The organism is Tsukamurella paurometabola DSM 20162 (genome assembly GCF_000092225.1).
Taxonomy (GTDB): domain Bacteria; phylum Actinomycetota; class Actinomycetes; order Mycobacteriales; family Mycobacteriaceae; genus Tsukamurella; species Tsukamurella paurometabola.
This window is the reverse complement of record NC_014158.1, coordinates 3,441,213-3,465,689: the sequence shown is the minus strand read 5'-3', so window position 1 is coordinate 3,465,689 and position 24,477 is coordinate 3,441,213. Positions and strand designations below refer to the sequence as shown.

At 69.0% G+C, this 24,477-nt stretch carries 25 protein-coding genes and 1 tRNA gene; 15 read left to right on the top strand and 11 right to left on the bottom strand.

Features of this window, described 5'->3' with window-relative positions:
- Positions 1 to 15 precede the first annotated feature (15 nt).
- Together TPAU_RS16815 and TPAU_RS16810 are read right to left on the bottom strand one after the other, a co-directional pair.
- The gene (locus TPAU_RS16815; RefSeq protein ID WP_115329676.1) at positions 16 to 726 is read right to left on the bottom strand and encodes an MspA family porin; all 711 of its coding nucleotides are present in this window, start codon (positions 724 to 726) and stop codon (positions 16 to 18) included.
- A gap of 491 nt (positions 727 to 1,217) precedes the next feature.
- On the bottom strand, positions 1,218 to 2,309 hold the full coding sequence (locus TPAU_RS16810) for an NAD(P)-binding domain-containing protein (protein ID WP_013127948.1): 1,092 nt from the start codon (positions 2,307 to 2,309) through the stop codon (positions 1,218 to 1,220).
- A gap of 23 nt (positions 2,310 to 2,332) precedes the next feature.
- Here TPAU_RS16810 and TPAU_RS16805 point away from each other — a divergent pair, with 23 nt between their 5' ends.
- Genes TPAU_RS16805 through TPAU_RS16790 form a run of 4 tightly spaced genes read left to right on the top strand, consistent with a single transcriptional unit; the run spans position 2,333 to position 6,114 of the window.
- Entirely contained in the window at positions 2,333 to 3,067 is a 735-nt protein-coding gene (locus TPAU_RS16805) for an enoyl-CoA hydratase (RefSeq protein ID WP_013127947.1), read from the top strand.
- A 1-nt stretch (position 3,068) separates the two neighbouring features.
- Positions 3,069 to 4,259, top strand: coding sequence for an MBL fold metallo-hydrolase (locus TPAU_RS16800; protein ID WP_013127946.1), 1,191 nt, complete (start codon positions 3,069 to 3,071; stop codon positions 4,257 to 4,259).
- Between the two features lie 9 nt (positions 4,260 to 4,268).
- The gene (locus TPAU_RS16795) at positions 4,269 to 4,496 is read left to right on the top strand and encodes an antitoxin (protein ID WP_013127945.1); all 228 of its coding nucleotides are present in this window, start codon (positions 4,269 to 4,271) and stop codon (positions 4,494 to 4,496) included.
- Between the two features lie 34 nt (positions 4,497 to 4,530).
- On the top strand, positions 4,531 to 6,114 hold the full coding sequence (locus tag TPAU_RS16790) for a VWA domain-containing protein (RefSeq protein WP_013127944.1): 1,584 nt from the start codon (positions 4,531 to 4,533) through the stop codon (positions 6,112 to 6,114).
- A gap of 4 nt (positions 6,115 to 6,118) precedes the next feature.
- On the opposite strand, the gene TPAU_RS16785 is transcribed toward TPAU_RS16790, so the two are convergent.
- A tRNA-Arg gene (locus tag TPAU_RS16785) sits at positions 6,119 to 6,195 on the bottom strand.
- A gap of 46 nt (positions 6,196 to 6,241) precedes the next feature.
- Here TPAU_RS16785 and TPAU_RS16780 point away from each other — a divergent pair.
- Both TPAU_RS16780 and TPAU_RS16775 read left to right on the top strand, forming a co-directional pair.
- The gene (locus TPAU_RS16780) at positions 6,242 to 7,399 is read left to right on the top strand and encodes a metallophosphoesterase (protein ID WP_013127943.1); all 1,158 of its coding nucleotides are present in this window, start codon (positions 6,242 to 6,244) and stop codon (positions 7,397 to 7,399) included.
- A 45-nt stretch (positions 7,400 to 7,444) separates the two neighbouring features.
- Positions 7,445 to 8,815, top strand: a complete 1,371-nt coding sequence (locus TPAU_RS16775; RefSeq protein ID WP_013127942.1) for an MFS transporter — start codon at positions 7,445 to 7,447, stop codon at positions 8,813 to 8,815.
- Between the two features lie 9 nt (positions 8,816 to 8,824).
- On the opposite strand, the gene rnhA is transcribed toward TPAU_RS16775, so the two are convergent.
- Complete coding sequence (gene rnhA / locus TPAU_RS16770; protein WP_425358558.1) at positions 8,825 to 9,277, bottom strand: ribonuclease HI; 453 nt, start codon at positions 9,275 to 9,277, stop codon at positions 8,825 to 8,827.
- 32 nt (positions 9,278 to 9,309) lie between these two features.
- Here rnhA and TPAU_RS16765 point away from each other — a divergent pair, with 32 nt between their 5' ends.
- Positions 9,310 to 9,915, top strand: coding sequence for a pyridoxamine 5'-phosphate oxidase family protein (locus TPAU_RS16765; RefSeq protein ID WP_013127940.1), 606 nt, complete (start codon positions 9,310 to 9,312; stop codon positions 9,913 to 9,915).
- 4 nt (positions 9,916 to 9,919) lie between these two features.
- Here the strand turns inward: TPAU_RS16765 and TPAU_RS16760 are convergent, their stop codons facing one another.
- Positions 9,920 to 10,861 carry a hypothetical protein gene (locus TPAU_RS16760; RefSeq protein WP_013127939.1) on the bottom strand — a complete coding sequence of 314 codons (942 nt, stop codon included), beginning with the start codon at positions 10,859 to 10,861 and terminating at the stop codon, positions 9,920 to 9,922.
- A gap of 143 nt (positions 10,862 to 11,004) precedes the next feature.
- Here TPAU_RS16760 and TPAU_RS23610 point away from each other — a divergent pair, with 143 nt between their 5' ends.
- Together TPAU_RS23610 and cobF are read left to right on the top strand one after the other, a co-directional pair.
- Positions 11,005 to 11,637, top strand: a complete 633-nt coding sequence (locus TPAU_RS23610; protein WP_013127938.1) for a TetR/AcrR family transcriptional regulator — start codon at positions 11,005 to 11,007, stop codon at positions 11,635 to 11,637.
- Entirely contained in the window at positions 11,634 to 12,395 is a 762-nt protein-coding gene (gene cobF / locus TPAU_RS16750; protein WP_013127937.1) for a precorrin-6A synthase (deacetylating), read from the top strand. The genes TPAU_RS23610 and cobF overlap by 4 nt, the downstream gene beginning before the upstream one ends.
- Here the strand turns inward: cobF and TPAU_RS16745 are convergent.
- The 3 genes from TPAU_RS16745 to TPAU_RS16735 are packed head-to-tail and all read right to left on the bottom strand — an operon-like array spanning position 12,371 to position 14,775.
- The gene (locus TPAU_RS16745; RefSeq protein ID WP_013127936.1) at positions 12,371 to 13,288 is read right to left on the bottom strand and encodes a sterol desaturase family protein; all 918 of its coding nucleotides are present in this window, start codon (positions 13,286 to 13,288) and stop codon (positions 12,371 to 12,373) included. The two genes, cobF and TPAU_RS16745, sit on opposite strands and share 25 nt — an antisense overlap.
- A 54-nt stretch (positions 13,289 to 13,342) precedes the next feature.
- Positions 13,343 to 14,023: a helix-turn-helix transcriptional regulator gene (locus TPAU_RS16740; RefSeq protein WP_013127935.1), complete on the bottom strand. Its 681-nt coding sequence runs from the start codon at positions 14,021 to 14,023 to the stop codon at positions 13,343 to 13,345.
- A complete protein-coding gene (locus TPAU_RS16735; RefSeq protein ID WP_013127934.1) occupies positions 14,023 to 14,775 on the bottom strand; it encodes a 3'(2'),5'-bisphosphate nucleotidase CysQ in 753 nt (250 codons plus the stop codon). Before TPAU_RS16735 ends, TPAU_RS16740 begins: the two co-directional genes overlap by 1 nt.
- Positions 14,776 to 14,797: 22 nt before the next feature.
- On the opposite strand from TPAU_RS16735, the gene TPAU_RS16730 reads away from it, so the two are divergent.
- The 3 genes from TPAU_RS16730 (at position 14,798) to efeB (ending at position 19,032) form a co-directional block, all read left to right on the top strand.
- Positions 14,798 to 15,670: a DNA-formamidopyrimidine glycosylase family protein gene (locus TPAU_RS16730; RefSeq protein ID WP_013127933.1), complete on the top strand. Its 873-nt coding sequence runs from the start codon at positions 14,798 to 14,800 to the stop codon at positions 15,668 to 15,670.
- A 76-nt stretch (positions 15,671 to 15,746) separates the two neighbouring features.
- Positions 15,747 to 17,780, top strand: a complete 2,034-nt coding sequence (gene efeU, locus TPAU_RS16725; protein ID WP_013127932.1) for an iron uptake transporter permease EfeU — start codon at positions 15,747 to 15,749, stop codon at positions 17,778 to 17,780.
- On the top strand, positions 17,770 to 19,032 hold the full coding sequence (efeB, locus tag TPAU_RS16720; protein WP_013127931.1) for an iron uptake transporter deferrochelatase/peroxidase subunit: 1,263 nt from the start codon (positions 17,770 to 17,772) through the stop codon (positions 19,030 to 19,032). The genes efeU and efeB overlap by 11 nt, the downstream gene beginning before the upstream one ends.
- Positions 19,033 to 19,117: 85 nt before the next feature.
- On the opposite strand, the gene TPAU_RS16715 is transcribed toward efeB, so the two are convergent.
- Positions 19,118 to 19,738 carry a DoxX family protein gene (locus tag TPAU_RS16715; protein ID WP_013127930.1) on the bottom strand — a complete coding sequence of 207 codons (621 nt, stop codon included), beginning with the start codon at positions 19,736 to 19,738 and terminating at the stop codon, positions 19,118 to 19,120.
- Positions 19,739 to 19,898: 160 nt separating this feature from the next.
- On the opposite strand from TPAU_RS16715, the gene TPAU_RS16710 reads away from it, so the two are divergent.
- On the top strand, positions 19,899 to 20,357 hold the full coding sequence (locus tag TPAU_RS16710) for a hypothetical protein (protein ID WP_013127929.1): 459 nt from the start codon (positions 19,899 to 19,901) through the stop codon (positions 20,355 to 20,357).
- Positions 20,358 to 20,360: 3 nt separating this feature from the next.
- On the opposite strand, the gene yczR is transcribed toward TPAU_RS16710, so the two are convergent.
- Entirely contained in the window at positions 20,361 to 21,809 is a 1,449-nt protein-coding gene (gene yczR, locus TPAU_RS16705; protein WP_013127928.1) for a MocR-like transcription factor YczR, read from the bottom strand.
- A gap of 43 nt (positions 21,810 to 21,852) precedes the next feature.
- On the opposite strand from yczR, the gene yczE reads away from it, so the two are divergent.
- On the top strand, positions 21,853 to 22,512 hold the full coding sequence (yczE, locus tag TPAU_RS16700; protein ID WP_013127927.1) for a membrane protein YczE: 660 nt from the start codon (positions 21,853 to 21,855) through the stop codon (positions 22,510 to 22,512).
- Positions 22,476 to 23,213, top strand: coding sequence for an SDR family oxidoreductase (locus TPAU_RS16695; protein ID WP_013127926.1), 738 nt, complete (start codon positions 22,476 to 22,478; stop codon positions 23,211 to 23,213). The genes yczE and TPAU_RS16695 overlap by 37 nt, the downstream gene beginning before the upstream one ends.
- 4 nt (positions 23,214 to 23,217) lie before the next feature.
- On the opposite strand, the gene TPAU_RS16690 is transcribed toward TPAU_RS16695, so the two are convergent.
- On the bottom strand, positions 23,218 to 24,444 hold the full coding sequence (locus TPAU_RS16690) for an HNH endonuclease (protein WP_013127925.1): 1,227 nt from the start codon (positions 24,442 to 24,444) through the stop codon (positions 23,218 to 23,220).
- Positions 24,445 to 24,477: the final 33 nt, after the last annotated feature.

Here is a 24,477-nt window from a genome sequence, read left to right as displayed (position 1 = left end):
TGGTGGATCTCACCGCTACGCGAGTCGGATGATTTCGCTGTACGCCGTCTTGGCGTCGTCGAAGTAGCGGGTCGACAGTTTTCCGGTCGCATAAGCGACTGCGTCCACGCTGCCAATACATCCTTCGACACTGATTCGCTTCTCGGCGAATCGTACGCCGAATTTCTCGCCCGGTTTCGGATTCGCGATCTCTTTGACGCCAACAGGGAAGTATTGGATGGTTCCGGGCGCGGTCTTGATGACCTGGTTCTGACTCATTCCGAGTTGACCGTTGACCGAGCCTCCGACTCCTACGCCGCCCCAGGGGAATGGTCCGCCGAAACCGCCCCCGGCTCCTGCTCCGACCGTCGATCCAATCGATTGATTGGTGCCGATCCACGACTCGAAGCCTCCGTCTTTCACTCCGCACGCCACGACGTATCCGACTTCGATCGAAGCGGAGGTGAGCCCTTCGCCGGCGGTGATCGACGTTTCCGCCTTCCCGTCGACGTACGCCAGGCGTGATTTCTGGTCACCCGCCAGGGGTGGGAATATCCGTGCCTTCATGTCGAACAATGCAATTTTCGCGGCAGCGCCCTCGGAGTTCTTCAGGTACTGCACCGCCCCCTTGACGGGGCCTGAAGGCTGCTGCGGTGTCACTTGAGCTGCTGCGCCGCCGGCCGCGGCGGTTGAGGCGAACAATCCCACCAGCGCTGCGACGGTCGCAACGCGCGTCCGATACGTCAAGGTGAACCCTTCCTTTAGCTACGATTAGAGGCTTGCGAATAGTTTCGTGGGGGGACGGGGTAAGCAACTCGGTGCACTCGTCGAAATATGTAGATGACCTTCGCAACTTCTGCATTTCCGCATTTCACACACGTGCGCCCTCTGCGACGAAGGGTGTTTCATGATCTGCGTCACGGGTAACGAGCGCTGTGACCACTTGGCGCACCTGTCTGAATTGGGAGATCAGTCCCGGGATCGGAATCGGCCGAGACTGGTGAATGCGGCGCATTGCTCGCGCTGCGGTCCGCGGCTGAGTGCTCCGGGATTCTCCCGTCCTGCGCGTCTCACAGCGGCGATTTCCGCGGCGCCGTAGCCCGGGCGCGCAGGAAAAAATGCGGTGAATTCCGGTATTTCACGGTCGGCTTTCGAGCCGCATCGTCGTCCCGTGAATTGTGCGCGGCCGTGCGGGCGCGGAATTGTTCCTACGGCCGTCGGAGAGGGAGAACCGCGCGCTATTCGCTGATGGCCTCGCGCGGGCCGGTCGCCTCCGCGACAGCCTTCGCGGCCTCTCTGCCGGCGCGGTTCGCGCCGATGGTCGAGGCGGAGGGGCCGTAGCCCAACAGGTGCAGCCGGGGCTCGCCGGCCACCTCGGTCGCCAGCCGGCCGGTCATCACGATCCCGCCGCCCGGAGCCCGCAGGTTCAGCGGCGCCAGGTGATCCATCGAGTACCGGAACCCGGTGCACCACAGGATCACGTCCGCGCGCACGAGCGTGCCATCGGCGAGCAGCGGACCGTCGGGCGTCAGAGAGGCGAACATGGCCCGCCGCACCAGGATTCCGTCCGCGATGCCCCGGCGGATCGCATCATTGACCGGTAGGCCGGTCACCGAGACCACCGAACCGGGCGGCAGACACGCCCGCACCCGCTCGTCCACCCGGGCCACCGCGCGCCGACCCTTGTCCGGATCGAACGGCGTCTCGTCCCACTGCACCTCGCGGCGCGTGAACCACGCCGTATCCGCCACCTGAGCGATCTCCAGCAACAACTGCACCGCGGTGATACCGGCGCCCACCACCGCCACCGTCTTCCCCGCGAAGGGCTCTGCCGTGCGGTAGTCGTGGGCGTGCAATTGCTGTCCGGCGAACGTGCCGGCGCCCGGCACCGTCGGCCAGAACGGCCGGTCCCAGGTGCCCGTGCAGTTGATCACCGCCCGCGCGGTCTCGGCGTAGGGCGCACCGCCCAGCGTCCCGGACACCAGGAAGGGCGCGTCAGCGTCACCCGTGCGCGTGATCGACGCGACGTGCGCGGGCCGCCGGACCGGCAGCGCGAACCGCTTCTCGTACTCCCCGAAGTACTCGGCGACGCCGGTGGAAGCGGGGATGTCGTCGCACTGGTTGCCCAACGCGTCATGCAAACCCCAGCCCGGCAGATCGTGCACGTGGTTCGCCGCTTTGAGCGTGAGCGAGGGCCACCGCAGCCGCCAGGCGCCGCCCGGACCCGAATTGTGATCAAGAACCTCGAAATCGTTGATCCCGAACCTCGGGAGGAAGTAGGCGGCCGAGAGACCGGCCTGGCCTGCACCGACCACGACGACATCCTTCACCCTCGTAGCGTAGATTGCGGGCCATGATCGGATACACGTTGGAGGACCGGGTCGCCGTCATAGAGTTCCAGCGCCCGGAGGCGCGGAACGCCCTGAATCCCGAGCTCATGGATGGCCTGGAGGCGGCATTCGATCGCGCGGAGGCCGACGAGGCCTTCGTGATCGTGCTCACCGGCCAGGGCACGGTGTTCTCGGCAGGGGCGGATCTGCGGTCGGGGGCCGTGCTCGATAAGGGGTTCATGGCGCGGGTGATCCGGTTCTACCAGCGGGTCGAGAACATGAAGCAGATCGTGATCGCCGCGGTGAACGGTCCCGCGGTGGGGGCGGGTGTGCAGATGGCCATGGTCGCCGATCTGCGCGTGCTCGACCCCAGCGCCACCATCGCGATCCCCGCGGCCAAGCTCGGCGTGACCATCGACAAGTGGACGCTGCGCCGGCTGGTCGATCTGGTGGGCGGGGGCCACGCGCGCAGCGTGCTCATGGCGGCCGAGAAGCTGGGCGCCGAGCAGCTCGCCGCGCTCGGGTTCGCCAATCGCATCGGCGACCGCGAGGCGGCCCTCGACTACGCGCGCGGCATCACCAAGCTGGCGCCGCTGTCGCTGCAGAATTACAAGGCGCTGTTCAAGAACGACGTCGCCCGTGAACCGCTGACCGACGCCGATGAGGCCAGGTTGCACGCCGTCTGGGACTCCGAAGATCTGCGCGAGGCGCTCACGGCCCGATTCGAGAAGCGCGAGCCGCGCTTCTCGGGGCGCTGACATGCCGCGCCGGCGGTCCGCCGCCGCGCTCGCCGCAGGCACGGTGGGCGGAGGCCTGATCGGTGCCACCGGCGTGTACCTGCTGCGCGCCGGACGGGGCCTGAGGCGGTCCATGGGGGCGCAGGCCGACACCGTGTACACCAATTCCGATCCCGACAGTCCGCACGAGCGGTTCGAGCCGGGGAAGATCCTGCGCGGCGTTCTCGGCCGCGCCCGGCACGGCCAGGGGCGCCCGTCGCGGCCCATTCCCCTGGTCGCGCCGCTGAGCCCCGTGGACGCCGCGGATCTGGCCGTCACCTGGTACGGGCACTCCTCGGTGCTCATCGAGATCGACGGCTTCCGGGTTCTGGCCGATCCGGTCTGGGGTGAACGGGTGTCACCGTCGCCCACCATCGGCCCGTCCCGGCTGCATCCCGTTCCCGTGGCGCTGAGCGCGTTGCCGCCGATCGATGCGGTGATCATCAGCCACGACCACTACGACCACCTCGATCTGCCGACCATCGACGAGCTCACCCGCGACCGGGACGTGCCCTTCTGCGTGCCCATCGGCGTCGGCGGGCACCTCCGGGCGTGGGGTGTGCCCGAGGACCGGATCATCGAACTCGACTGGGACCAGAGCCACACCCTCACGCGCGACGACGGGCACGACGGCACCGACGAGCTCAAGGTGGTGTGCACCGAAGCACGGCACTTCTCCGGCCGCGGGCTGACCCGGAACTCCACCCAGTGGGCGTCGTGGTCGCTGGTGGGGCGGAAGGCGTCGGGCCAGGGGCACTCCGTGTTCTTCGGGGGCGACACCGGGTACACGGAGCGATTCAAGCTGATCGGCGACCATTTCGGCCCGTTCGACCTCACGCTGTTGCCGATCGGTGCCTACGATCCGCTGTGGCCCGATGTACATACCAATCCGGAGGAGGCCGTCGCGATCCACCAGATGATCGCGGGGCCCAAGGCGCCGCTGGTACCGGTGCACTGGGCCACCTTCAATCTCGCCTTCCACGACTGGTCGGAGCCGGTCGAGCGACTATTGGTGGCCGCGAAGGACGCCGGTATCACCACGGTGGTTCCCAAGCCCGGTGGCAGGGTCGACGGCATCGCGGCGGCGGCGGGCCGGATTCCGCAGGTAGATCACCACAGTGGAGATTCTTCGGGAACGCGAAGCAATGGAGACTGGTGGACCGAGGTCGGCTAGCCTGTGGCCATGGATTTCAAGGACATCGCAAACAAGGCCAAGGACGCACTGGGGAAGAACCCGGGTCTCATCGACAAGGCGGGTGACTTCGTCGACAGCAAGACCGGCGGCAAGTTCTCCGAGCAGGTGAACAAGGCGCAGGACGCCGCCAAGAAGTTCATCGACGACAAGGAGATTCAGGTCGAGCAGGAGGCGCGCGATCCGCAGGCGGATCAGCCGAAGCCCGATCAGCAGTAGTAGCTCTTTGTCGAGAAAGTAGCGTCAACGACTCATGGGTCGCCATCACGCCCCCGGTGCCACACCGGCGGCAACCCCGCGCGGCCGCACCTATCTGCGGTACGCGCTGGCCATCGGTCTGGTCGCCCTGCTGGTCGCGGGACTCGTCGCCATCTTCGGCGGCAAGGTCGTCAGCTGCGGCGAGAAATCCACCTTCACCGTGATGGCCGATCCCGCCCTCGTCCCGGCCGTGCGCGCCGAAGCGAAGGCGGTCACCGACAAGTGCACCAGTTTCACCGTCCGTGAGGTGCCCGATGCGCAGGTCGCGGGGCATCTTACGGGCGGCGGCGAGGTCTCCGATCTGTGGCTCGCACCGTCGCACACCCGGGTGGCCGCCGTCTCGGCCCAGCTCGGCCGCGACCTGCCCACCACGGAGGTGGCCAGTTCGCCGATCGTGCTGGCCGGCGCCAGCATCCCCGAGCCCACCAGTTGGCTCGACGCGCTGCAGGCGGCAACGATCCGCGCCGTCCCCGCCGATTCGCCGTACGCCACCGCGCCGGTGACCGCCGGGGTGTCCGAGGCGCAGCAGCCGGGCGCGAACCGGCAGGCCCTCACTGCGGCCCTGGCCCAGTACGCGCAGGCCGCCAAGCGCGTCGACGACGATCCGGTCCGCTCCGCCAAGGCCCAGGGCGGGGTCGTCGTGGTCCCCGAATACGCCTACCTCGCAGCGAAGAAGGACGAACCGGGCGTCTCCGCCGTCGTCCCGAAGAGCGGCGCCCCGCGCGACGATCTGCTGCTCACCGTGACCGCGGGCGGCGACCGCGCCACCGCCGCCAAGACCGGCGCCGACACCCTCGCCGCGGCCTTCGCGTCCGAGAAGGGCATCGTCGCGCTCGGTGAAGCCGGCTTGCGCGGCAAGGACCTGAGCCCTGCGCCGCCCGACGGCATCGGGAAGGTCGCCGGGCTGCCCGAACCGAACACCGACGAGCTCACCAAGGCCGAGCAGGCCTACGCCACTCTCGCAGTGCCGCTCAAGGCGCTCGTCGTGGTCGACACCTCCGGTTCCATGAACGAATCCGCCGGCGACACCACCCGCATCGGCATGCTCGCCTCGGGCTTCACCAAGGTGGTCACCCAGATCCCGGACGCCAATGCCGTGGGACTGTGGACCTTCTCCATCGGCAGCGCCACCCGCCCCGACTGGACCGAGGTGGTACCCACGGCGCGGCTCGACGCGCGCCGCGGTGACAAATCTCAGCGCCAGGCACTGCTCGACGGGGTGAACGCACTGCCCCGCAAGGTCGGCGGCGCGACCGGCCTGTACGACACCACACTGGCCGCGTATCGCCGCGCGGTGGAGAACTTCGACCCGGCGTACTCGAACTCGCTGATCCTGCTCACCGACGGCTCGGACGAGAAGCCGGGCGGGATGTCGCTCGATGATCTGGTCGCGCAACTGCGCACGCTGGTCGATCCGGCGCGGCCGGTGAACATCCACACCGTCGGAATCAGTAAGGACGCCGACTTGCCGGCCCTCAAGCGGATCGCGGACGCCACCGGCGGCACCGCGCAGGAGGCCGACTCCGAGCAGCAGATGCTCACCGACTTCGTGACGGCGATCGCCAAGCGCGCCAAATAGGCGTTGGTGCCCCCGACACGAATCGAACGTGCGACCTGATCTTTAGGAGAGATCCGCTCTATCCAACTGAGCTACGAGGGCGTGCGGCCACAGTTTAGCTTCGCTCGAACCATCGAAGGGAATCGGCGTGCCGTCCGGTATCACTGCGCTCCTCGTCGTCGTCCTCGCGGCACTGTTCCTCACGTACCGCCGGATCGTCGCGCGATGGGCCTCCCCCCGGGCGCGCACCGTCGCCACCGTGGGTCTCAGCGCCGCCGGGCTGCTCACCGTCGCGACGGCGGTCGGCCTGCTCGCGGGTGCCGGGGTACTGCCGCCCGGGCCGGTGCGCTGGATCAGCGCGGCCGGCCTCACCTGGCTCGCCGTGGTGTTCTACCTACTCATCGCCCTGCTGATCCTGGGCATCGCCTGGATCGGGGTGCGCGTCGCGGTGCGGCTGCGCCCGGGCTCCGCCGATGCCGGCCGGCGCCTACTGCGCACGCTCGCCGCCGCGGGACTCGTCGTCGCGGTGACCACCACGACCTACGGTCTGTTCGAGGCCGCGTCGCCCCGGATCACCCGCACCGACATCCCGTTGGCGGCGATGCCGTCCGATCCCGGCGCCCTGCGGATCGCGCTCCTCACCGACCTGCACGTGGGCCCGGTGCGTACCCGCGCCTTCACCCAGCGCGTGGTCGACGCGACCAACGCCCAGGAACCCGACATCGTGATCCTCGGCGGCGACCTGATCGACGGCACCGTCGACCGGATCGGCGACTACCTCGCACCCCTGAAGGACCTGCGGTCCCCCTTCGTCTTCGCCGTGACCGGTAATCACGAGTACTACGCCGACGACGCCCGGAACTGGGTGCAGCGCTGGCGCGAGGTGGGCGTGCGGCCGCTGCTCAACGAATCGGTCCGGATCTGGCGCGACGGTGCCCGCGGGGGATCGTCGATCAGGATCGTCGGCGTCAACGACCGCAAGGGCACGCCGCCACTGGCGCCCGATTACGACGCCGCCTTCGCGGGCATCGCCCCTGAGGAGTTCACGATCGCCGTGGCGCACGAGCCCAAACAGGCCGCCGAATTCGCCCGCCGCGGTGCCGATCTACAGCTCGCCGGGCACACCCACGGCGGCCAGCTCTGGCCCTTCCGCTACCTGGTCCAGCTCGACCAGCCGACCATCTCCGGCCTGGAAGAGGTCGATGGAATGCCGGTGTACACCAGCCGCGGCGCCGGTGCTTGGGGGCCGCCGGTGCGGGTGGCCGCGCCCCCCGAGATCGCGATCGTGAACATCACCTCGCGCTAGCCCCTCCGAGGCGGCATCATGAGCTTGCTCGAGAGAGGAGCCCCGATGGCCGACAGCGCGTCTCCCTTCGTCGATCCGGACTATCGCCGCCTGTTCGCGGCGCAGGTGGTGGGCCTGTTCGGCTCCGGCTTGACGACGGTGGCCCTGAGCCTGCTCGCGTATGAGCTCGCCGGCGCCGATGCGGCGGGCGTGCTCGCCACCGCTCTCACCATCAAGATGGCGCTGTACGTGGTGGTCGCGCCGCTCGTCGCCGCGCAGGCCTACCGGTTGCCGCGCCGCGCACTCCTGGTGGCCCTGCACGTGATCCGCGCCGCCGTCGTGCTCGCCCTTCCCGTGGTCACCGAGATCTGGCAGATCTATCTGCTGGTCGCGCTGCTCCAGGCCGCGTCCGCGGCCTACACCCCGACCTACCAGGCCGTGATCCCCGATCTGCTGCCCGACGAGCGGCAGTACACCCGCGCGCTATCGGCGTCGCAACTGGCCACCACGATGGAGACGTTGCTCAGTCCCATGTTGGCCGCGGCGGCCCTGCTGGTGATGAGCTACCAGTACCTGTTCGTGGGCACCGCGATCGGCTTCCTGCTCGCGGCGGCACTGGTGCTGCGCTCGCGAGTGCCCAATCCCGATGCGGCGCCGGAGGGCTCGTTCCTGCAGCGGCTCGGCTCGGGGACGCGGATCTTCGTGGCCACGCCGCGGCTGCGCGGGCTGCTGGGTCTGAATCTCACGGTGGCGGCGGCCGGTGCCATCGTCATGGTGAACACGGTGAACTTCACCCGTGACGAGCTCGCCGGGACCCAGGCGGATATGGCGCTGGTACTGGCCGCCAACGGCCTCGGGACGATGGTGGTCGCGCTGATCGTGCCGCGGCTGCTGGACCGGACCCCGACCCGCACCGTCATGCTCACCGGCGGTGCCGTACTGCCGCTGGCGTTGGCCGCCGCGGTCGGATTGTCACTGGCCGGTGACGGCACCTGGCGGTGGGCGGCGCTCGCCACGATCTGGTTCGCGATCGGCGCCGGGACCGCCGCGGTGGTCACACCGTCGGGACAGGTGCTGCGCCGCTCATCGAACGATGCCGACCGGCCCGCCGTGTTCGCGGCGCAGTTCTCGCTCTCCCACGTGGCCTGGTTGATCACCTATCCGCTGACCGGATGGCTCACCGGCTCGGCCGGGCTCACCGTGACGTGGTCGGTGATGCTGGTACTCGCCGTGACCGGCCTGGTCGTAGCAGCGCTCTCGTGGCCGCGTCAGGATCCGGTGGAGATCACCCACGCCCATCGCGAGGGCGACGTGGACCCGGCCGTGATCGCCGATGCGACGCCGGTGGGGGACGGCTGGTTCGAGCACACTCACGCCTACGTGATCGACGGTGCGCATCCTCGCTGGCCCGACCCCGACGGTCGGCTCATCGGCTAGAGAGCACCCTCAGCTGTCGCGGGCCTCGGCCGCGCCGCGAGAGGCGAGCTGATCGGCGAGCTCATTGCCCTCGTTGCCCGCGTGCCCCTTCACCCAGCGCCAATCGATCTCGTAGCGCGCGGCCACCTCGTCGAGCCGCTGCCACAGCTCCACGTTCTTGACGGGCTGCTTGTTCGCGGTCTTCCAGCCGTTGCGCTTCCAGCCCTCGACCCACTTGGTGATGCCGTTCTTGACGTACGAGCTGTCGGTATAGAGCACCACGGGGAACGGTTTGGTGATGGCCTCGAGCGCCGAAATGGCGCCCATCAGCTCCATTCGGTTGTTGGTGGTGTCCTTCTCGGCGCCGTACAGCTCCTTGGTGTGCTCCCCGAAGCGCAGCACCGCGCCCCAGCCCCCGGGCCCGGGGTTGCCCAGGCACGCACCATCGGTGTAGATCACGATCTCGTCCGCCACGATGATCAAGAGTATTCGGAGGTGGGCGCTACGGTGAAACCGTGCCGAACAATCACTACCACCACCTCGTCTTCGGTGACGATGCGCTGGCGCGACAGCGGGACAACGGTAGCTACGTGGCGTACGGCGCGCAGATGGAGCGCGGCGATGACGGTCCCCAGGAACTGTCCGACCGGGAGCTGCTGATGATCTCTCGCGCCGATCAGTTCTGCCTCGCCACCGTGACCCCGAACGGCTGGCCCTACCTTCAATACCGCAGTGGTCCTGCCGGATTCGTGCATCATGACCCCGCCAGTGGGAAACTGCGCTTCGTCGACCTGCCCGGCAACAACCAGTTCGTCACGCTCGGCAACCTCGCCGCCGACGACCGCCTGGCCATGTTCTTCGTGGACTACCCGCGGCGGATCCGGCTCAAGGTGTTCGGCCGCGGCACGGTGCTGCAGCGGGGCGAGGCCCGCGCCATCGAGATCACCGTCGAGGCCTTCGATTGGAACTGCTCACGCAGCATCATCCCGCGCTACGACCGCGCCTACCTCAAGGAACTCTCGCTCGCGCACCAGAAGGCGGCCGACGAGCGCGAGGCCGGACTGCATGCCGAGATCGCGCGGCTGCGCGCCCGCGTCGCCGAGCTCGAGGCCGGCAAATAGCAGGTCACAGGGGTTCGGTGGGCCCATCGTAGGTGTTCTGGCGCGGAATCGCCGTGGTCTGCGGATTCGGCGACACCCGCACCGGTCGCGGCGGCCGCTTGACCACCTGCGTCTCCTGCTGCGACGGGGTCACCGGGCCGGGCTTCGGGGGCACCAGCCCCGGCCAGTTCCGGTCCCACTCCGGGTCGGGCCGCCGCCGCGCCACCGGGGCGGCCACGGTGTCGTGCTGCTGGGCGGGCGGCGCCGGGACCGGGTTCGACGGTGCGCTCCGGGGCGACGGTGCCGGCGCTGCGGGCCGCGCCCACCGGGCGTCGGGCGCGAGGTGCGGCAGCGGCGGCGGAACCGGCTGCTGGACAACGGGCGGTTGGGCCGGCATCACCGCCGTCTGCGCAAGCGATTCGCCGGTCCGGCGCGCGATCAGCAGTAGGAGCGCCCCGGCACCGATCGCGGCGGCACCCGCGATCACCACGAACGGACCTGCCGCGGCGGCCACGTCGAGACCGAGCGAGACGCCCTGCACCTGCACCGACCGGCCGCCGGTCAGTGCGGTCAGCGCGTAGGCTGCCACCGCCGCACCCACGAGGCCGCACCCAGCGGCGATCGCGGCGGCGCACCGTCGCACCGTCCGGGGCGAGACGGTCGCCGCGACCGCGGCCAGCGCGATCGCCACCGCGCCGACGACGATCACCACCCATCCGGCCCAGGCCCCGTCGTTCGGGACCTGCGCGGCCACGTCCACCCCTCCCACCGCGGGTGCGGAGACATCGCCCAGCCCCGTGACCTCGGCGCGCACCTGTGCGGGAAGGCCCGGAAGCGAGGGCAGCGCGGCCGTCACCGTGAACCACGGGAGGAATGCCGAGGAGATCATCGCGGCGCCTCCGGCCACGGCGGCCGCGAGCCCCACGATCCGCGGGACGGCGGACGGGGCGGGCATCGAATCGGGCATTGTGGACCTCCTGTGGCGCGGTGCCCGCAACGCTAGGAGCAGCGGGTTGGCGGTCGCTGAAGTCGCGCCAAAGCCGTCGCGCCGCGCCGGTACACTGATCGAATGACACAACGTCCGAAAATCTGTCCCGCTGTGGTGCTCGGGTGACCGCCGCGGTGCAGTCGGGCGAGGAGACCCCCGACGCGAAGGGACGCGCCAAGACCCGCCGCAAGCTGATCCGGGCGGCGTACTTCGTGTTCGCGCAGAACGGTTACGGCGCCACCACGGTGAAGATGGTGTGCGATGCCGCCGGATTCACCCGCGGCGCTTTCTACTCGAACTTCACCAGCCTCGAGGAACTGTTCATCGAGGTCTGGCGCTACCACGTGCAATGGATCATGGATGTCATGGCGAAGGTGGTCGACGCCCACGTGGTCAAGGGCGCCGACTACGGACAGCTCATCGAGATGGCGGTGCGCGCGATCCCCGTGAACGAGCGCTGGCAGCGGGTGAACGGCGATTTCGTGGCCCTGTGTACCCGCACGCCGGAGCTCAACCAGACCGTGCGGGACGCACAGCAGATGTTGCTGGCCAATATGATTCCCACGGTGATGCACGTGCTGGAGGCCGCGGGCCGCAGGGTGACCGCGCCCGAGGCTCTGGGGTATGCGTTGCTCGCCGTGCACGAGGGCACCGCCAGTTACTGCGTCATCGATCCGGACAACGAGACGCTCAAGCAGAACCGGATCGATCTGCTCACCGCCACCCTGAACATGTACAGCGAGCCGATCGCTTGAGTCGCGCCGCGCTGCTGATCGGGATCGGCGTGGGCGATCCCGGCCACGTGACCATCGCCGCCGTCGATGCGATGCGTGCATCCGATGCGATCTTCGTCCTGGACAAGGCTTCCGCGTCCTCGCTGACGGGTATCAGGCAGGAGATCGTCGATCGGTACGCGCCCGGCACCGAGCTGGTCCTGGTCCCGGATCCGCCGCGCGACCGGTCGGCGGAGCGCGGCACCGACCGGCCCGACGACGCCTACGCGCGCAATGTGGATACGTGGCACGCGGCCCGCGCCGCGGCCCTCGCCGCGGCGATCACCGAGCACGTCGCAGACGGCGGCACGGCGGGCTTTCTGGTGTGGGGTGATCCATCGCTCTACGATTCCACCTTGCGGGTGATCGAGCGAGTCGGTGCGACAATGGATCTCATCCCGCGCGTGATCCCGGGGATCACCAGCGTCCAGGCGCTGACCGCGGCGCACACGATCCTGCTCAACCGGGTGGGGGAGCCGATCCACATCACCACCGGACGCCGCCTGGCCGACGATGACGGTCGCAACACGGTGGTGATGCTCGACGCCGACTGCACTTTCCGGGAAACCGCCGAGCCCACCGATCACATCTACTGGGGCGCCTATCTCGGCACTCCCGACGAGATCCTGATCGACGGTCCGGTCGGCGAGGTGGGCGAGCGCATCGCTCGCACCCGCGCGCAGGCCCGCGAGCGGCACGGCTGGATCATGGACGTCTACCTGCTCCGTCGACCGGTCTGAATCCGCTCGCGTACCGTCCGCCGGGGGAGCGGCCCCATCTCACCGCACCCACCCGCCCTGGTGAACGGCACGACGAGCTGTGCGCGGTACGAGCTGGGATAGTCCGGTTTGGCGGCCATCCCCAGGTCGGCGCTGGTGAAACGGCGGTGGCGATCCAGCACGAATGTTCCGAAGGCGTGATCCCAGATCAGCGTGAACAGGCCGAAGTCCACATCGCCCGCGCCCGCGTCGCGCTGATGGTGGAACCGGTGGCCCTCGTTGAGCGCGAGCACGTACCGCAGCGGGCCCACTCGGTAGTCCGCATTCGAGTGCTGCAACAGCAGCTGCACCGCGACCATCGCCGCCAGCGCCGAGGCGACGGATGCGGGCATCCCCAGCACCAGCAGCGGCGCGACACCGCCGAGGGTCTCCAGTGTCTGGTGCAGCGGGTGCTTCATCAATCCGTTGAGCCCGTAGCAGCGGGTCACGCTGTGATGCACCGCGTGCAACCGCCACAGCCAGCCGAACCGGTGGCTGGCCATGTGCACCACGGTGATCCCCAGATCGGCCACCAGTACCGCCAGCAGCACCTGTATCCAGAAGGGCAGATCGTGCGGCCACCACAGGCCCGGCCCACGGATCGCCGCCACTAGCGGGATCATCGCGAGCGAGGCCAGCATCAGCGACTCGTTGACCACCACGTGCGCCGCATCGCGTCCCGCATCGTCGTGGGAGCGGTTCCAGTACTCCTCGTACGGAATCAGCCGCTCGACTGTGAACGACAGCGCGATCGCGGCGAGGACGACGGCGATCAGCACCACCTTCGGTGCACCCGATCCGGCCAGCGCGATCACCGTGCCGTTCACGCCGACTATCATGAGCAGTGGATATCCATAGCGGACAAGGTTCTTCATACCGTCCAGATTCGCTCCGGACCCGGCCGAAGCGCTTGAACGGATCGATCGGGATCAGCCGAGTGCGGCGAGTAACTGCTGTGGTGAGAGCCCGAACATCTCTCGGCATACCCGGCTCGCGTGCGCACCGTCGGCGAAGCCCGCCGCATGGGCGGCATCGGTGATCGACGCCCCGCCCTGCACCCGGTCGGCCATATCGCGCAGCCGCGACCATCGCACCCACGCCGGGAAGGCGAGGCCCAGATCGCGCCGCCACAGCCGGCTCAGATGCGAGGGCGATACGCCGATCTCAGCGGCGACCTCGGTCAACGACAGCGCCTCGGATCGGCGCCGCGCCACCGCGTCCAGCGCCGATCGCACGTACGGATGGACGGGCCGCAGGCCGTCGTGCGCGGTCGCGAGCGCGTGCAGCTCCGCTGCGGTGGGCTCCTCCGGCAGGGTGACCGGAACGGCATCGGGATCGAGATACACGGTGAATCCGGCGGCGTCCGGTGCGACCGGTCCGATCGCGTGCTCCGTACCGGCCGGAATCACGAAGGCGGTCAGGCCATCCCGGACGATCGGCGGACCGTCGGACGGCCAGACGGTGACGGTCACGGTACCGGTCCGCAGGGCCAGCAACTGCCACGCCGCATGCCGGTGCCGGCCGGTGGAGCCCACGGCTCCGTCGTAGGCGAGGGCGCCCACGCCGAGGTGCACCGAGCCGGTCCAGCCGCTCCCGGCCCGGTTCCGCATCAATTGAGCGCGGACAGGACCCGGTCGGCCAGCTCGGGGCGGCACACCACGAGATCCGGCAGGTACGGGTCGGGATTGTTATAGGTGAGCTCGCTGCCATCGAGGCGACTGCAGTGCAGGCCCGCCGCCCGCGCCACGCCGACGGGAGCGCAGGAGTCCCACTCGTACTGGCCGCCCGCGTGCAGGTACACATCCACCTGCCCGGTGACCACTGCCATCGTCTTCACCCCGGCCGAACCGAGCGAGACGGGCTGCAGTCCCAACTGATCGGCCACCCGGAACATCCCGGGGGTGGCACGACTGCGGCTCAGGGCCAGATTGCCGGTGAGCGCACCGGTCGGCGCTGTCACCGTGTCGGAACGGAACACGGCGTCCATGGCGGGCAGCGAGACCGCGCTGTGCACGGGTTGCCCGTTCTGGGTGAGCGCGACGTGCACCGCGTAGTCCGGCCGGTGCGCCGAGTAATCACGGGTGCCGTCCAGTGGATCGATCACCCACACCCGGTCGGCGCGCAGGCGCTCGGTGGAATCCGGGGCCTCCTCCGAGAGCACCGCATCCTGCGGCCGGTAGCGGCGCAGGACCCGGGCGATCCAGGCCTGCGCGAGCCGGTCTCCGGTGTCACCGAGGATGTCGTCGTCGAGCAGTGATCCGTGGCGGATGGCCTGCAGGATGCGCCCGGCACCGTCGGCGATCTCCGCCGCGAGCTCGATGTCGGACAGTGCGCCGCCGCCGGAACGGCTCGAAAAGGTCATACCCCCACCCTAGAGTGGTGCCATGCCGGAGCTTCCCGAGATCACCGCCATCGCGCAGTACGTGGCCGAGAAGGCAGTGGGAACCACCGTCCGCCGCGTCGATGTGGCGGCCCTGTCCGTGCTCAAGACGTTCTCGCCCGGTCCGCACGAGCTGGTGGGAGCCACCGTGACCGGCACCGATCGGATCGGCAAGTACTTCGTGCTGTGGACCGAGAAGGAGGGCGCCAGAGTCGCACTCGTGGTGCATCTCTCACGCGCCGGGTGGTTGCGCTGGTCCGAGAAGCTCGCGCCCACCCCGCTGAAACCGGGTGGAAAGTCGCCGATCGCGCTGCGGGTGCACGTCGGGCCGGAGGGCGAGGGCTTCGATCTCACCGAGGCCGGCACGCAGAAGCGGCTCGCGGTGTGGATAGTCCACGATCCCAGCGAGATCGAGATGGTGGCCACCTTGGGGCCGGATGCACTCACGGTGAGCCGAGCGGAGTTCGGAGCGATTCTCGCCGGGTCCCGGGCGCAGCTGAAGAACCTGCTCCGCGATCAGCGCACGATCGCAGGCATCGGTAACGCCTACTCGGACGAGATACTGCACACCGCCAAGCTCTCGCCCTTCGCCGGCGCGAAATCGCTCGATGAGGCACAGACCGATGCGTTGTACGCCGCGATGCATACCGAACTCGACGATGCGGTGGCGCGCTCCGTGGGCCAGCACGTCGCCACCCTGAAAGCGGAGAAGCGGTCGGGGATGAAGGTGCACGGCCGCACCGGCAGCCCCTGCCCGGTGTGCGGAGACACCGTGCGGGAGGTGTCCTTCGCCGACCGCTCGTTCCAGTACTGCCCCACCTGTCAGACCGGCGGCAAGATCCTCGCCGACAGAAGGTTATCGAAGCTACTGAAATAGCCGCTGAACTGCGCAAATCGCCCTTTATGTAGGTGGCACCGGACTCGGCGAGAAGGAATGCCTTACCTTCTTAACCATGAACTGGGGTGATGCCGTCCCGAACTTCCTGATCGGCCTGCGAGAGGGTCTGGAAGCGGGACTGATCGTGAGCATCCTGCTGGCCGCCGTGAAGAAGTCGGGTGGTTCGCGGGTGCCGGTGTGGTTGGGTGCGCTGGGCGCGGCCTCGTTGTCGGTGAGTTTCGGCGCGGTGCTGACCTTCACCACGTCCGAGATGTCCGCGACCGCGCGCGAGGTCGTCGCAGGCACACTCAGCGTGGTCGCGGTGATCCTGGTGACGATCATGATCTTCTGGATGCGGCGCACTGCGGCCACCCTGTCGAAGGGGTTGCGTGGCGATGTCGAGGCCGCGATGGCGCTCGGCGCGGGCGCCCTGGTGCTCACCGCGTTCTTCGCCGTGGCCCGCGAGGGCCTGGAGACCACGCTGTTCCTGTGGACCGCGGCCCGTGCCTCGGGCGACGCCGTGGGCCCGGCCGTCGGCGCCACGCTCGGCCTGCTCGTCGCCTTCGGGCTGTGCGTTCTGCTCTACCGGCAGGCGGTCCGTCTCGACCTGGGGAAGTTCTTCGGGTACACCGCGGTCCTGCTCATCGTGGTGGCCGCGGGTGTGCTCTCCTACGGCCTGGGCGACCTGCAGAACGCGGGGGTACTGCCGGGACGCACCTGGATCGCCTTCGATCTGACGGGCACCGTCAACCCCGACGCCTGGTGGGTGGCGTTGCTGTCCGGGATCACCAATCTCGCGCCGAAGATGACGGTGCTCCAGGTGTTCGCCTGGCTCGCCTACCTGGTGGTCGTGCTGTGGGCCTTCCTGCGGACCACACCCGCGCCGCCCGACGCGCATCGCAAGAGTCGGTTCGAGACCTGGGCCGAGAGCCTCGCGGGCCGGCAGGTGTGGCCGGTGGCCGCGGTCATCGTGGTGGTGCCGCTCCTGGTGGCCGGTCTGATCATCGCCGTCCTGCCGTCGAAACCGGCCGTCGCCGAGTCGGTGACGGTGACCGCCGAGGACTGCGCCCGCGAGTTCAGCGGCGCGGGCCCGGGTCTGCAGCGGATCTCGGTGACCAATAAGTCGGGGAAGTCGGGCGAGATCAACCTCGTCGACGGCGGGGGAGCCGTGGTCGGCGAGATCGAGACCATCGGCCCGGCTACCACCGCCGACCTGTCCGCGACATTGGGCAACGGCACGTACCAGTTCGTCTGCTACCTCGCGGGCCAGCAACCCACCCGGTCGGCCCAATTCACCGTGACCGGCGGCACGGGCGAGGCGCCCCGGGCCGTCGACCGGGTGACCAAGGCTGATCTGGAGGGAGTGAACGCGAAGTACCAGGACTATGTGCTCGAGGTCCTCCCCGCGGTCGAGGCGGCGCTCGGCCGCGTCCGGTCCGCGTTGGCCGCCGGCGATGTCGACGGTGCGAAACGGGCCTGGCTCGACACCATGACCGCATGGGAGCGGGTCGGCGCCTCGTACAACAGCTTCGGTGCTGCCGGGACCGCTGTCGCGGGTCTGCCCGACGGGTTCGCCGGCGGGGTTCGCGATCCGGAGTTCTCCGGTATCCGGCGCATCGAGTACGGGCTCTACCGCGGTGAGACCCCCGCGGGCGTGATCGCACAGGTCGACAAGACCTCGGAGGGGCTGCAGAAGATCCGTGCCGATCTGCGCACCGACGACATCGCGGGCGATCCGGTGACGCTCACCAAGCGTGCACAGGAGATCCTGGAGGACGCGTTGCGCGACCACCTCACCGGAGTGAGCGATCAGGGTGCGCACGCGGGCTACGCTGCCACCGCCGCGAACGTCGACGCCACCCGTGCAGTGCTGCGGATCGTCGAGCCGCTGCTGGTGACGCGCGCCCCCGACCTGGTGCCCACCGCACGCCGTGAGCTCGACGAGGTGACCCGGGCCCTGGACGCGGTGAAGCGCCCGGACGGGACCTACCCGCCCATCGACGCCCCGCCGCTCGCCCTGCGACAGAAGATCAACGGCACCGTCGGCCAGGCGTTGGAGACGCTCTCGGCCGTGCCCAACCTCCTGGAGATGCCCAAGCATGAGCGATGACAACAACGACGGCGGTAGCAGCTCGGTCGGCCGCCGGAGGTTTCTGCAGGGCACTGCGGCCGGTGCGGCCGGTGTCGCCGCTGTCGGTGCGGTGCTGGCCGGTGGCGCGCGCAGCGACGCCCGTGGCACGGGCCCCGTGGTCAGCGATGCGTACCCCTTCGAAGGGGCACATCAATCAGGTGTACTGACGCCCGACCCGGCGAACAAGCAAGCGTCTCTCATGATCGCGGCGTTCGACGTCATCGCCCCCGATCGCGCAGGCCTGGAGTCCTTGCTCCGCACCGTGACCGAACGGGCGCGGTTCCTCACGCGGGGCGGTACTCCCGCCGACCTCGGAGTCGGAAAACCGCCGGCGGACAGCGCGGTGCTCGGCCCGGTGGTCCCGGCGGACGGGCTGACGGTGACCCTCGGCGTGGGCGACAGCCTGTTCGATGGCCGGTTCGGACTGGCCGGGGTGAAGCCGAAGCGGCTCACTCCGATGACGACCTTCCCGAACGACCAGCCCGATCCCGCGCAGTGCCACGGCGATCTGGTGATCGCGCTGTGCGCCAACAATCCCGATACCGTGCACCACGCGTTGCGTGACATCGCGAAGCACACTCGTGGCGCGATGCAGCTGCGATGGAAGATGCAGGGCTACGGCGCGCCGCCGCGACCGGGCGGGTCCCCGCGAAATCTGCTGGGTTTCAAAGACGGCACGGCGAATCCGACCGGTGGGCAGGCCGAGTCGTTGATCTGGGTCGAAGGTGGTGGCGATGAACCGGCCTGGACCGAGGGTGGTACGTACCTGGTGGTGCGGCTGATCCGCATGCTCGTGGAGTTCTGGGACCGCGTCTCGATCGCGGAGCAGGAGGGCATGTTCGGCCGGCGCCGCGACAGCGGCGCCCCGCTCGACGGTGCCGAGGAGTTCGATGAGCCCGACTACTCGAAGGATCCCGAAGGCGATGTGATCCCGGTGGATTCGCACATCCGCCTGGCGAATCCACGTGAGGGTGAGAAGACCGAGAAGCAGCGTTTGGTGCGCCGGTCGTACAACTACGACCTGGGTCTGGATGTGAACGGCAACATGGCCTGCGGACACGTCTTCATCTGCTTCCAACGCGATATCCAGGCGCAGTTCGAGGAGGTGCAGAAGCGGCTGATCGACGAGCCGCTCACCGACTACGTGACCCCCTTCGGCGGTGGATACTTCTTCGCGGTGCCGGGAGTGAAGGACTCGTCGGACTTCTTGGGCAGCGGGCTGTTCCGCTGACAACTCCGCCGCCGGACCGTGGGTGATGGTCCGGCGGCGGGGTTGTCGTACGAGCGGCCGGTGAGAGCCGCTACCGCGGCGTCGACTACTTGATCAGCTTGTCGGCGCCGTCGTTCGAGCCCGTCTCGGGGTCGTAATCGCCGAGCAGGAAGTCGCCTTCGGCGGCCTCGGACTCGATCTCCTCGGAGACGGCCTCGGCCTGTGCGAGAGCGGCGTTGCGTCGGGCGATGGTGACCGCGCCGCCGGCGACGGCACCACCGAGCGCGAGCGCGGCGAGCCACGGACGGTTCACGCGGTCGCCAAGCAGGTGGTCCACGGAGAACCGTCCGGGGCCGGTGAGGGCGAGCGCGGCGGCGGCGACGCCCAGCGTGACGGGGTACTCGTTGCCGCCGGCCTGCGCGTTGAAGCCGTTCGGACGGTGCACCTCGGAGGCGACCAGCATGGCACCGACGCCGCCTGCGGCTGCCAGTGGAGTCGCCGCGCCGAGGGCCAGGGCGGCACCGGCCAACTCGCCCGCGCCGGCGAGCGCGGCATTCGGCTTGCCGGGGGCGAAGCCCATCGACTCGAAGCCCTGTGCGGTGGCGTCGAGGCCGTGTCCGCCGAACGCGCCGAACAGTTTCTGCGCGCCGTGGTAAGCGAGGGCGCCTCCGACCGCGGTACGCAATGCCAGGAGGCCGAGATCGCGTGCGGTGTTCTTCTGTCCCATGTTCTGGTTCCCTTCGGAGAGGCTCGGTGACCGTGCGTGGTTCTGCGCGGTTCAACCGGACCGTGGTCCGAGTCATTCCTCTCGCCGCCGAATATGTCGCACATCACAGCCGCGCCATTCTTGAGGCCGTATTGTCGATCACGAATTCTCGGGGGTGGTTATGCGGCGGGGTAACCGAATCGTCGTCCTGGTCGTCGTGGCGGCGGTGTTGTCGAGCTGCGCCTCGGAGACCATCTTCTGCGGGGCTTCGGCACCGCAATCGTCGACGCCCACTGGCCACGACGATGCCGGTTCGCTCGCGGGCGATTACGGAGGGCACGGGCGTGGGCTCACGATCCGTGCTGACGGTACGGGTACGGGCTGGTTCACGAGTGTCTGCGGCCCGGACGGTGGCGGCTGTGTCGCCAATGTCTATTACGACGTCGTCGTCGAGAACATCCAGGCGAAGGCGGCAGATGCGAGTGCCGATCTGGCGATCATCGCCGCGCGGCCGGACCGAGCGCGAGCGATGTTGCCGCAGCGACAGCGGATCGTGCGTGATCCGACGAAGGACGAGATCATCGTCGGCGATGTCAGGTTCTGTGGGCCGAGGGCCGCACCCTTCGCCTGCGGCGCGTAGCGGCTACACCACCAGCTGGCCGGCCAGGTCGGGGGTAGCGCCCGCGCCGCCGGTGGCGTGGCGGTACGCGGCGCCGACGAGGTCGATCGCTCGGGACAGCTGGCCGACCGGGAGGGTGTACGGAATGCGGATGTTGCGTTCGAGCGCACCGTCGACCCCGAAGGCCGAGCCGGCGGCGATCCGCACCCCGAGCCCGGCCGCCGCAGCCGCCGTGGCGGTGCCCACCGGCCGCGGCAACGTGACCCACAGGCAGAGTCCGCCGACGCCGGCGGCGACCGTTGCACCGGGCAGGTGTTCGGCGACCCCCTCGAGCGCGACCGACCGTGCCAGGCGAAGGGATTCGAGTCGAGCGGGGAGGAAGTCGTCGAGGTGATCGAGGGCGTAGCCGGCGGCGAGTTGCTCGAACACCGCGCCTGCGAGGTCCATGTCGTAGCGGGCGGAGGTGAGTCCGTCGGGAGGTGTCTCGGTGCGGATCCAGCCCACCCGCAGGCCGGCCCAGACCGTCTTACTGGCCGAACCGATGGAGATGATCTGCGCGCCGCGTGGGGCGAGCGCCGCGAGAGGTGGGGGAGCGGGGACGTCGAGGCCCAGCTCGGCCATCGTCTCGTCGACGACGAGTGGCACTCGATACCGCGCCGAGATCTCGGCCAGCCGGGCGCGACCGGCTGCATCGAGCAGCAGTCCAGTGGGATTATGAAAGTCTGCGATGGAGAAGATGATTCGCGGATTCTGCTGCTTGACCACCGCCTCGAACTGATCGAGATCCCATCCGTGTGCGGGATGCAGTCCCACGGCGACGGGCCGCGCGTTGTGCCGGCGGATCGCCAAGATCGTGCCGTGGTGGGTGGGCTGTTCGATGAGCACGCGATCGCCGGGGTGCACCAGGGTGTCGAGCACGATGCGCAGGGCGTGCTGGGCGCCGGACGTGACGAGCACCTGCTCCGCCGCGGTCGGCAACCCGCGGTCGGTGTACCGCCGGGCAATCGACTCACGGAGGGCGCGGATCCCGCCGGGGTACAGGCCGATTCCCGCGAGATAGGGCGGGGCGCATTCGAGGGCGTGGCGATACCCGTCGTGCACGATCTGGTCGGGGGCCGACGGTGCCGCGATGTTCAGCCGGATCAGGTCGGCTTCGGAGCCGGTGTCTGCGGGTTCGGCCGGAACGGTGTGGGGCAGCGTGAGTACGCTGCGCGCCCCCTGTCTTGACTGCAGGTGTCCGCTGTCGCGCAGCTCGGCGTAGGCGGCGGTCACAGTGGTGCGGCTGACTTCCAGATGCGCGGCCAGCGCGCGTTCGCTGGGCAGGGCCGTACCCACCGATACGCGGCCGTCGAGTACCAGTAGGCGCAGTGCTTCCGCCAAGGCGAGATATGCCGGACGTCGGCCGTCCGGCCGCCAGGCCCCGAGTTGGCGCGTGAGTGTGGCGGCCCCGATGGTGCCAGTTGCCGAGAACATGGGGCCAGTATCGCAGAACTGGCTATGTATTCAAGATCCAATCATGGTCATGCTGAGTGTCATGATGGTGCGACTGATCAAGCTGTTCGTCGGTTTGTGGCTCTACGGGACCGCGATGGCCGCGATCCTGCGTGCGGGCCTGGGCAACATGCCGTGGGATGTTCTCCATCAGGGGATCGCCGACAGAGTCGGCATCTCTGTGGGCGCCGTGATCGTGGTGGTGGGCGCAGTGGTGCTGTTGGCATGGATCCCGTTGCGCGAGCGGCCGGGCTTCGGCACCGTCGCGAATGTCTTCGTGATCGGTATCGCGTTCGACGTGATGTCACCGTTGTTCCCGTACCGCCCGGCATTGGTGATCGCCGTTCCCCTGATGCTGCTCGGCATCGTCGGCAACGCTTTCGCGACGGTCCTCTACATCGGTGCCGAAATGGGCCCCGGCCCCCGCGACGGCCTGATGACCGGCCTGGTCCGCAAGACCGGATGGTCGGTACGGGTGGTGCGCACGTCGATGGAGGTCACGGTGGTGGCCATCGGATTCCTGCTCGGCGGAACGCTGGGCGTGGGCACCGTTCTGTACGCGGTCGGAGTGGGGCCGCTGATCCAGGTGTTCGCTCGCACCGGACTCGGTGGCCCACAGCTCGCGCGCCCCGCCGATAAGGTGGAGCAATGCGCATCCTCATCACCGGAGCCAGCTCGGGGCTAGGCGAAGGCATGGCCCGCACCTACGCCGAACGCGGCGAGGACGTGGGCCTACTGGCTCGCCGACTCGACCGGCTCGAGGCCCTCAAGGCCGAGATCTCGGCGGTGCCGGGCTCCGGCGCCGTCGAGGTCGGCGCGCTCGACGTCACCGACTTCGGTGCCGTGCCCGGCGCGATCACCGAGGTGGTGGGCCGGATGGGCGGCCTCGACCGCGCCATCATCAACGCAGGCATCGGGAAGGGGGCGCCGCTCGGCACCGGCAAGCCGCACGCCAACCTGGAGACCATCCAGACGAACCTCACGGGCGCGGTGGCCCAGATCGAGGCGGTGCTGGAGATCTTCCGTGCCCAGGGACGCGGGCACCTGGTGCTGATCAGTTCCATCGCCGGGCAGCGCGGAATGCCGAAGGCGCAGACCGCCTATTCCGCGAGTAAGGCCGGACTCACCGCTATCGGTGAGGGCCTCCAGGCCGAGTTCGCGGGCAGTGACATCACAGTGACCGTCATCAAGCCGGGCTTCATCGAGACTGACATCAACAAGGGCGTGAAGACCTCGATGAAGTCCTCCCTGGGCGATGGTGTGAAGGCACTCGTCAAGGCCATCGACCGTGAGCCTAAGGAAGCCGCCGTCCCCAGCTGGCCATGGGCGCCGCTAGGCGCCGTGCTTCGGCACGCGCCCGATGAACTGACGCGCCGCCTGATCTGATTTCTCACGCCGCCTGCGGTGGTGCGGTGGATCGGTGGAGATGTCCTGTCGGGGTGCGGGTTTCGACGGTGTGCCGTCCGCTGTCGTCGTGGACGGTGCGGCTGGTCCACCCTGTTGCTTCTTTGGCGTAGTTGCAGGCCGCGCACAATCCTTGCCCGTTGTCCAGGCTGGTTGCGCCGCCGTGGGCGTGCGCGGTGACGTGGTCGGTGTGCGCGATCGGTGCATCGCAGTACGGGGTCCGGCAGTACCGATCCCGCGCCGCGATCAACTCGGCGAGTCCGGAAGGGAACAGTCGTGACCGGGAATCCAGCCCGACGACGGCACCCGACTCCGGTTGCACATACAGCCGTTTGACCCACGCGACCGCGTGCTCCGACGCCCGCCCGACCAGATGCCGCGCGATCTCCGCGGGCAGCGTGCCGCCGCCGGAGAGGTGCGCGGTGCCAGGCTGATCGCCCAGCAGAACAGAGGCAGGGACGGTCAGGTGCACCGTCACCGGTTGCCCTTCTGCCGCCTCGCGGCCGGTGATCCGCGCGAAGGCGGTATCGGCCATGATCTGGGCTCGGCTGCGTGGTTCGCCGGGAGTGCCGACCGCAGCATCGGCGGCGGCCTTCACGGCGGCGTACACACCGACCGCTTGGGCGACCGGCAGCAGGATCGATACCCGCGCCATGCAATCCGGCGCCGGCCGGATCGTCACCCGACGATCCTTCGCTGCCAGCGCCGCACGATCCACGGTGGCCTGGGCGTCGAGCCGGTACGCGACCTGCTTGACCTGATCCTGCAACCGCTTCACGCCCAAACCGGCGGCGGCGAAAGATTCGCCGCACAACTCCGCATCGGCCTTGGACTTCAGCCGTGGCTCCAGATGGGAGAGGCCAGCGAGGATCACCTCCACCGCCTCCGGCGAAACATCACCGTCGCGCAGCCGCCCGAACGTCGCCGGCAGATCCTTCACGAGCGTCCGAGCCCGCGACAGCATCCCCGCAGCCCGATGCGGCGACACCCGCAACGCCAACGCGACCTCCGCCGCCACCCCCGCCTCCCACCGGTCCTGCGCCACCCCGGCCGCGATCCGCTCACACACCCGCACTCGCAACAACTCGGCGATCAACCGATACTGATCGAACACCACCCGCGCACGAGCCCGCTCCAACGCACCCAAACCGGCAATGGCATCGCCGCTCCTGTTGCAGCTGAACCTGATTCGTACTCCCCATCCATGCTCCAACGCTACGTCGGCCCACTGACAAGTTTTCGCACT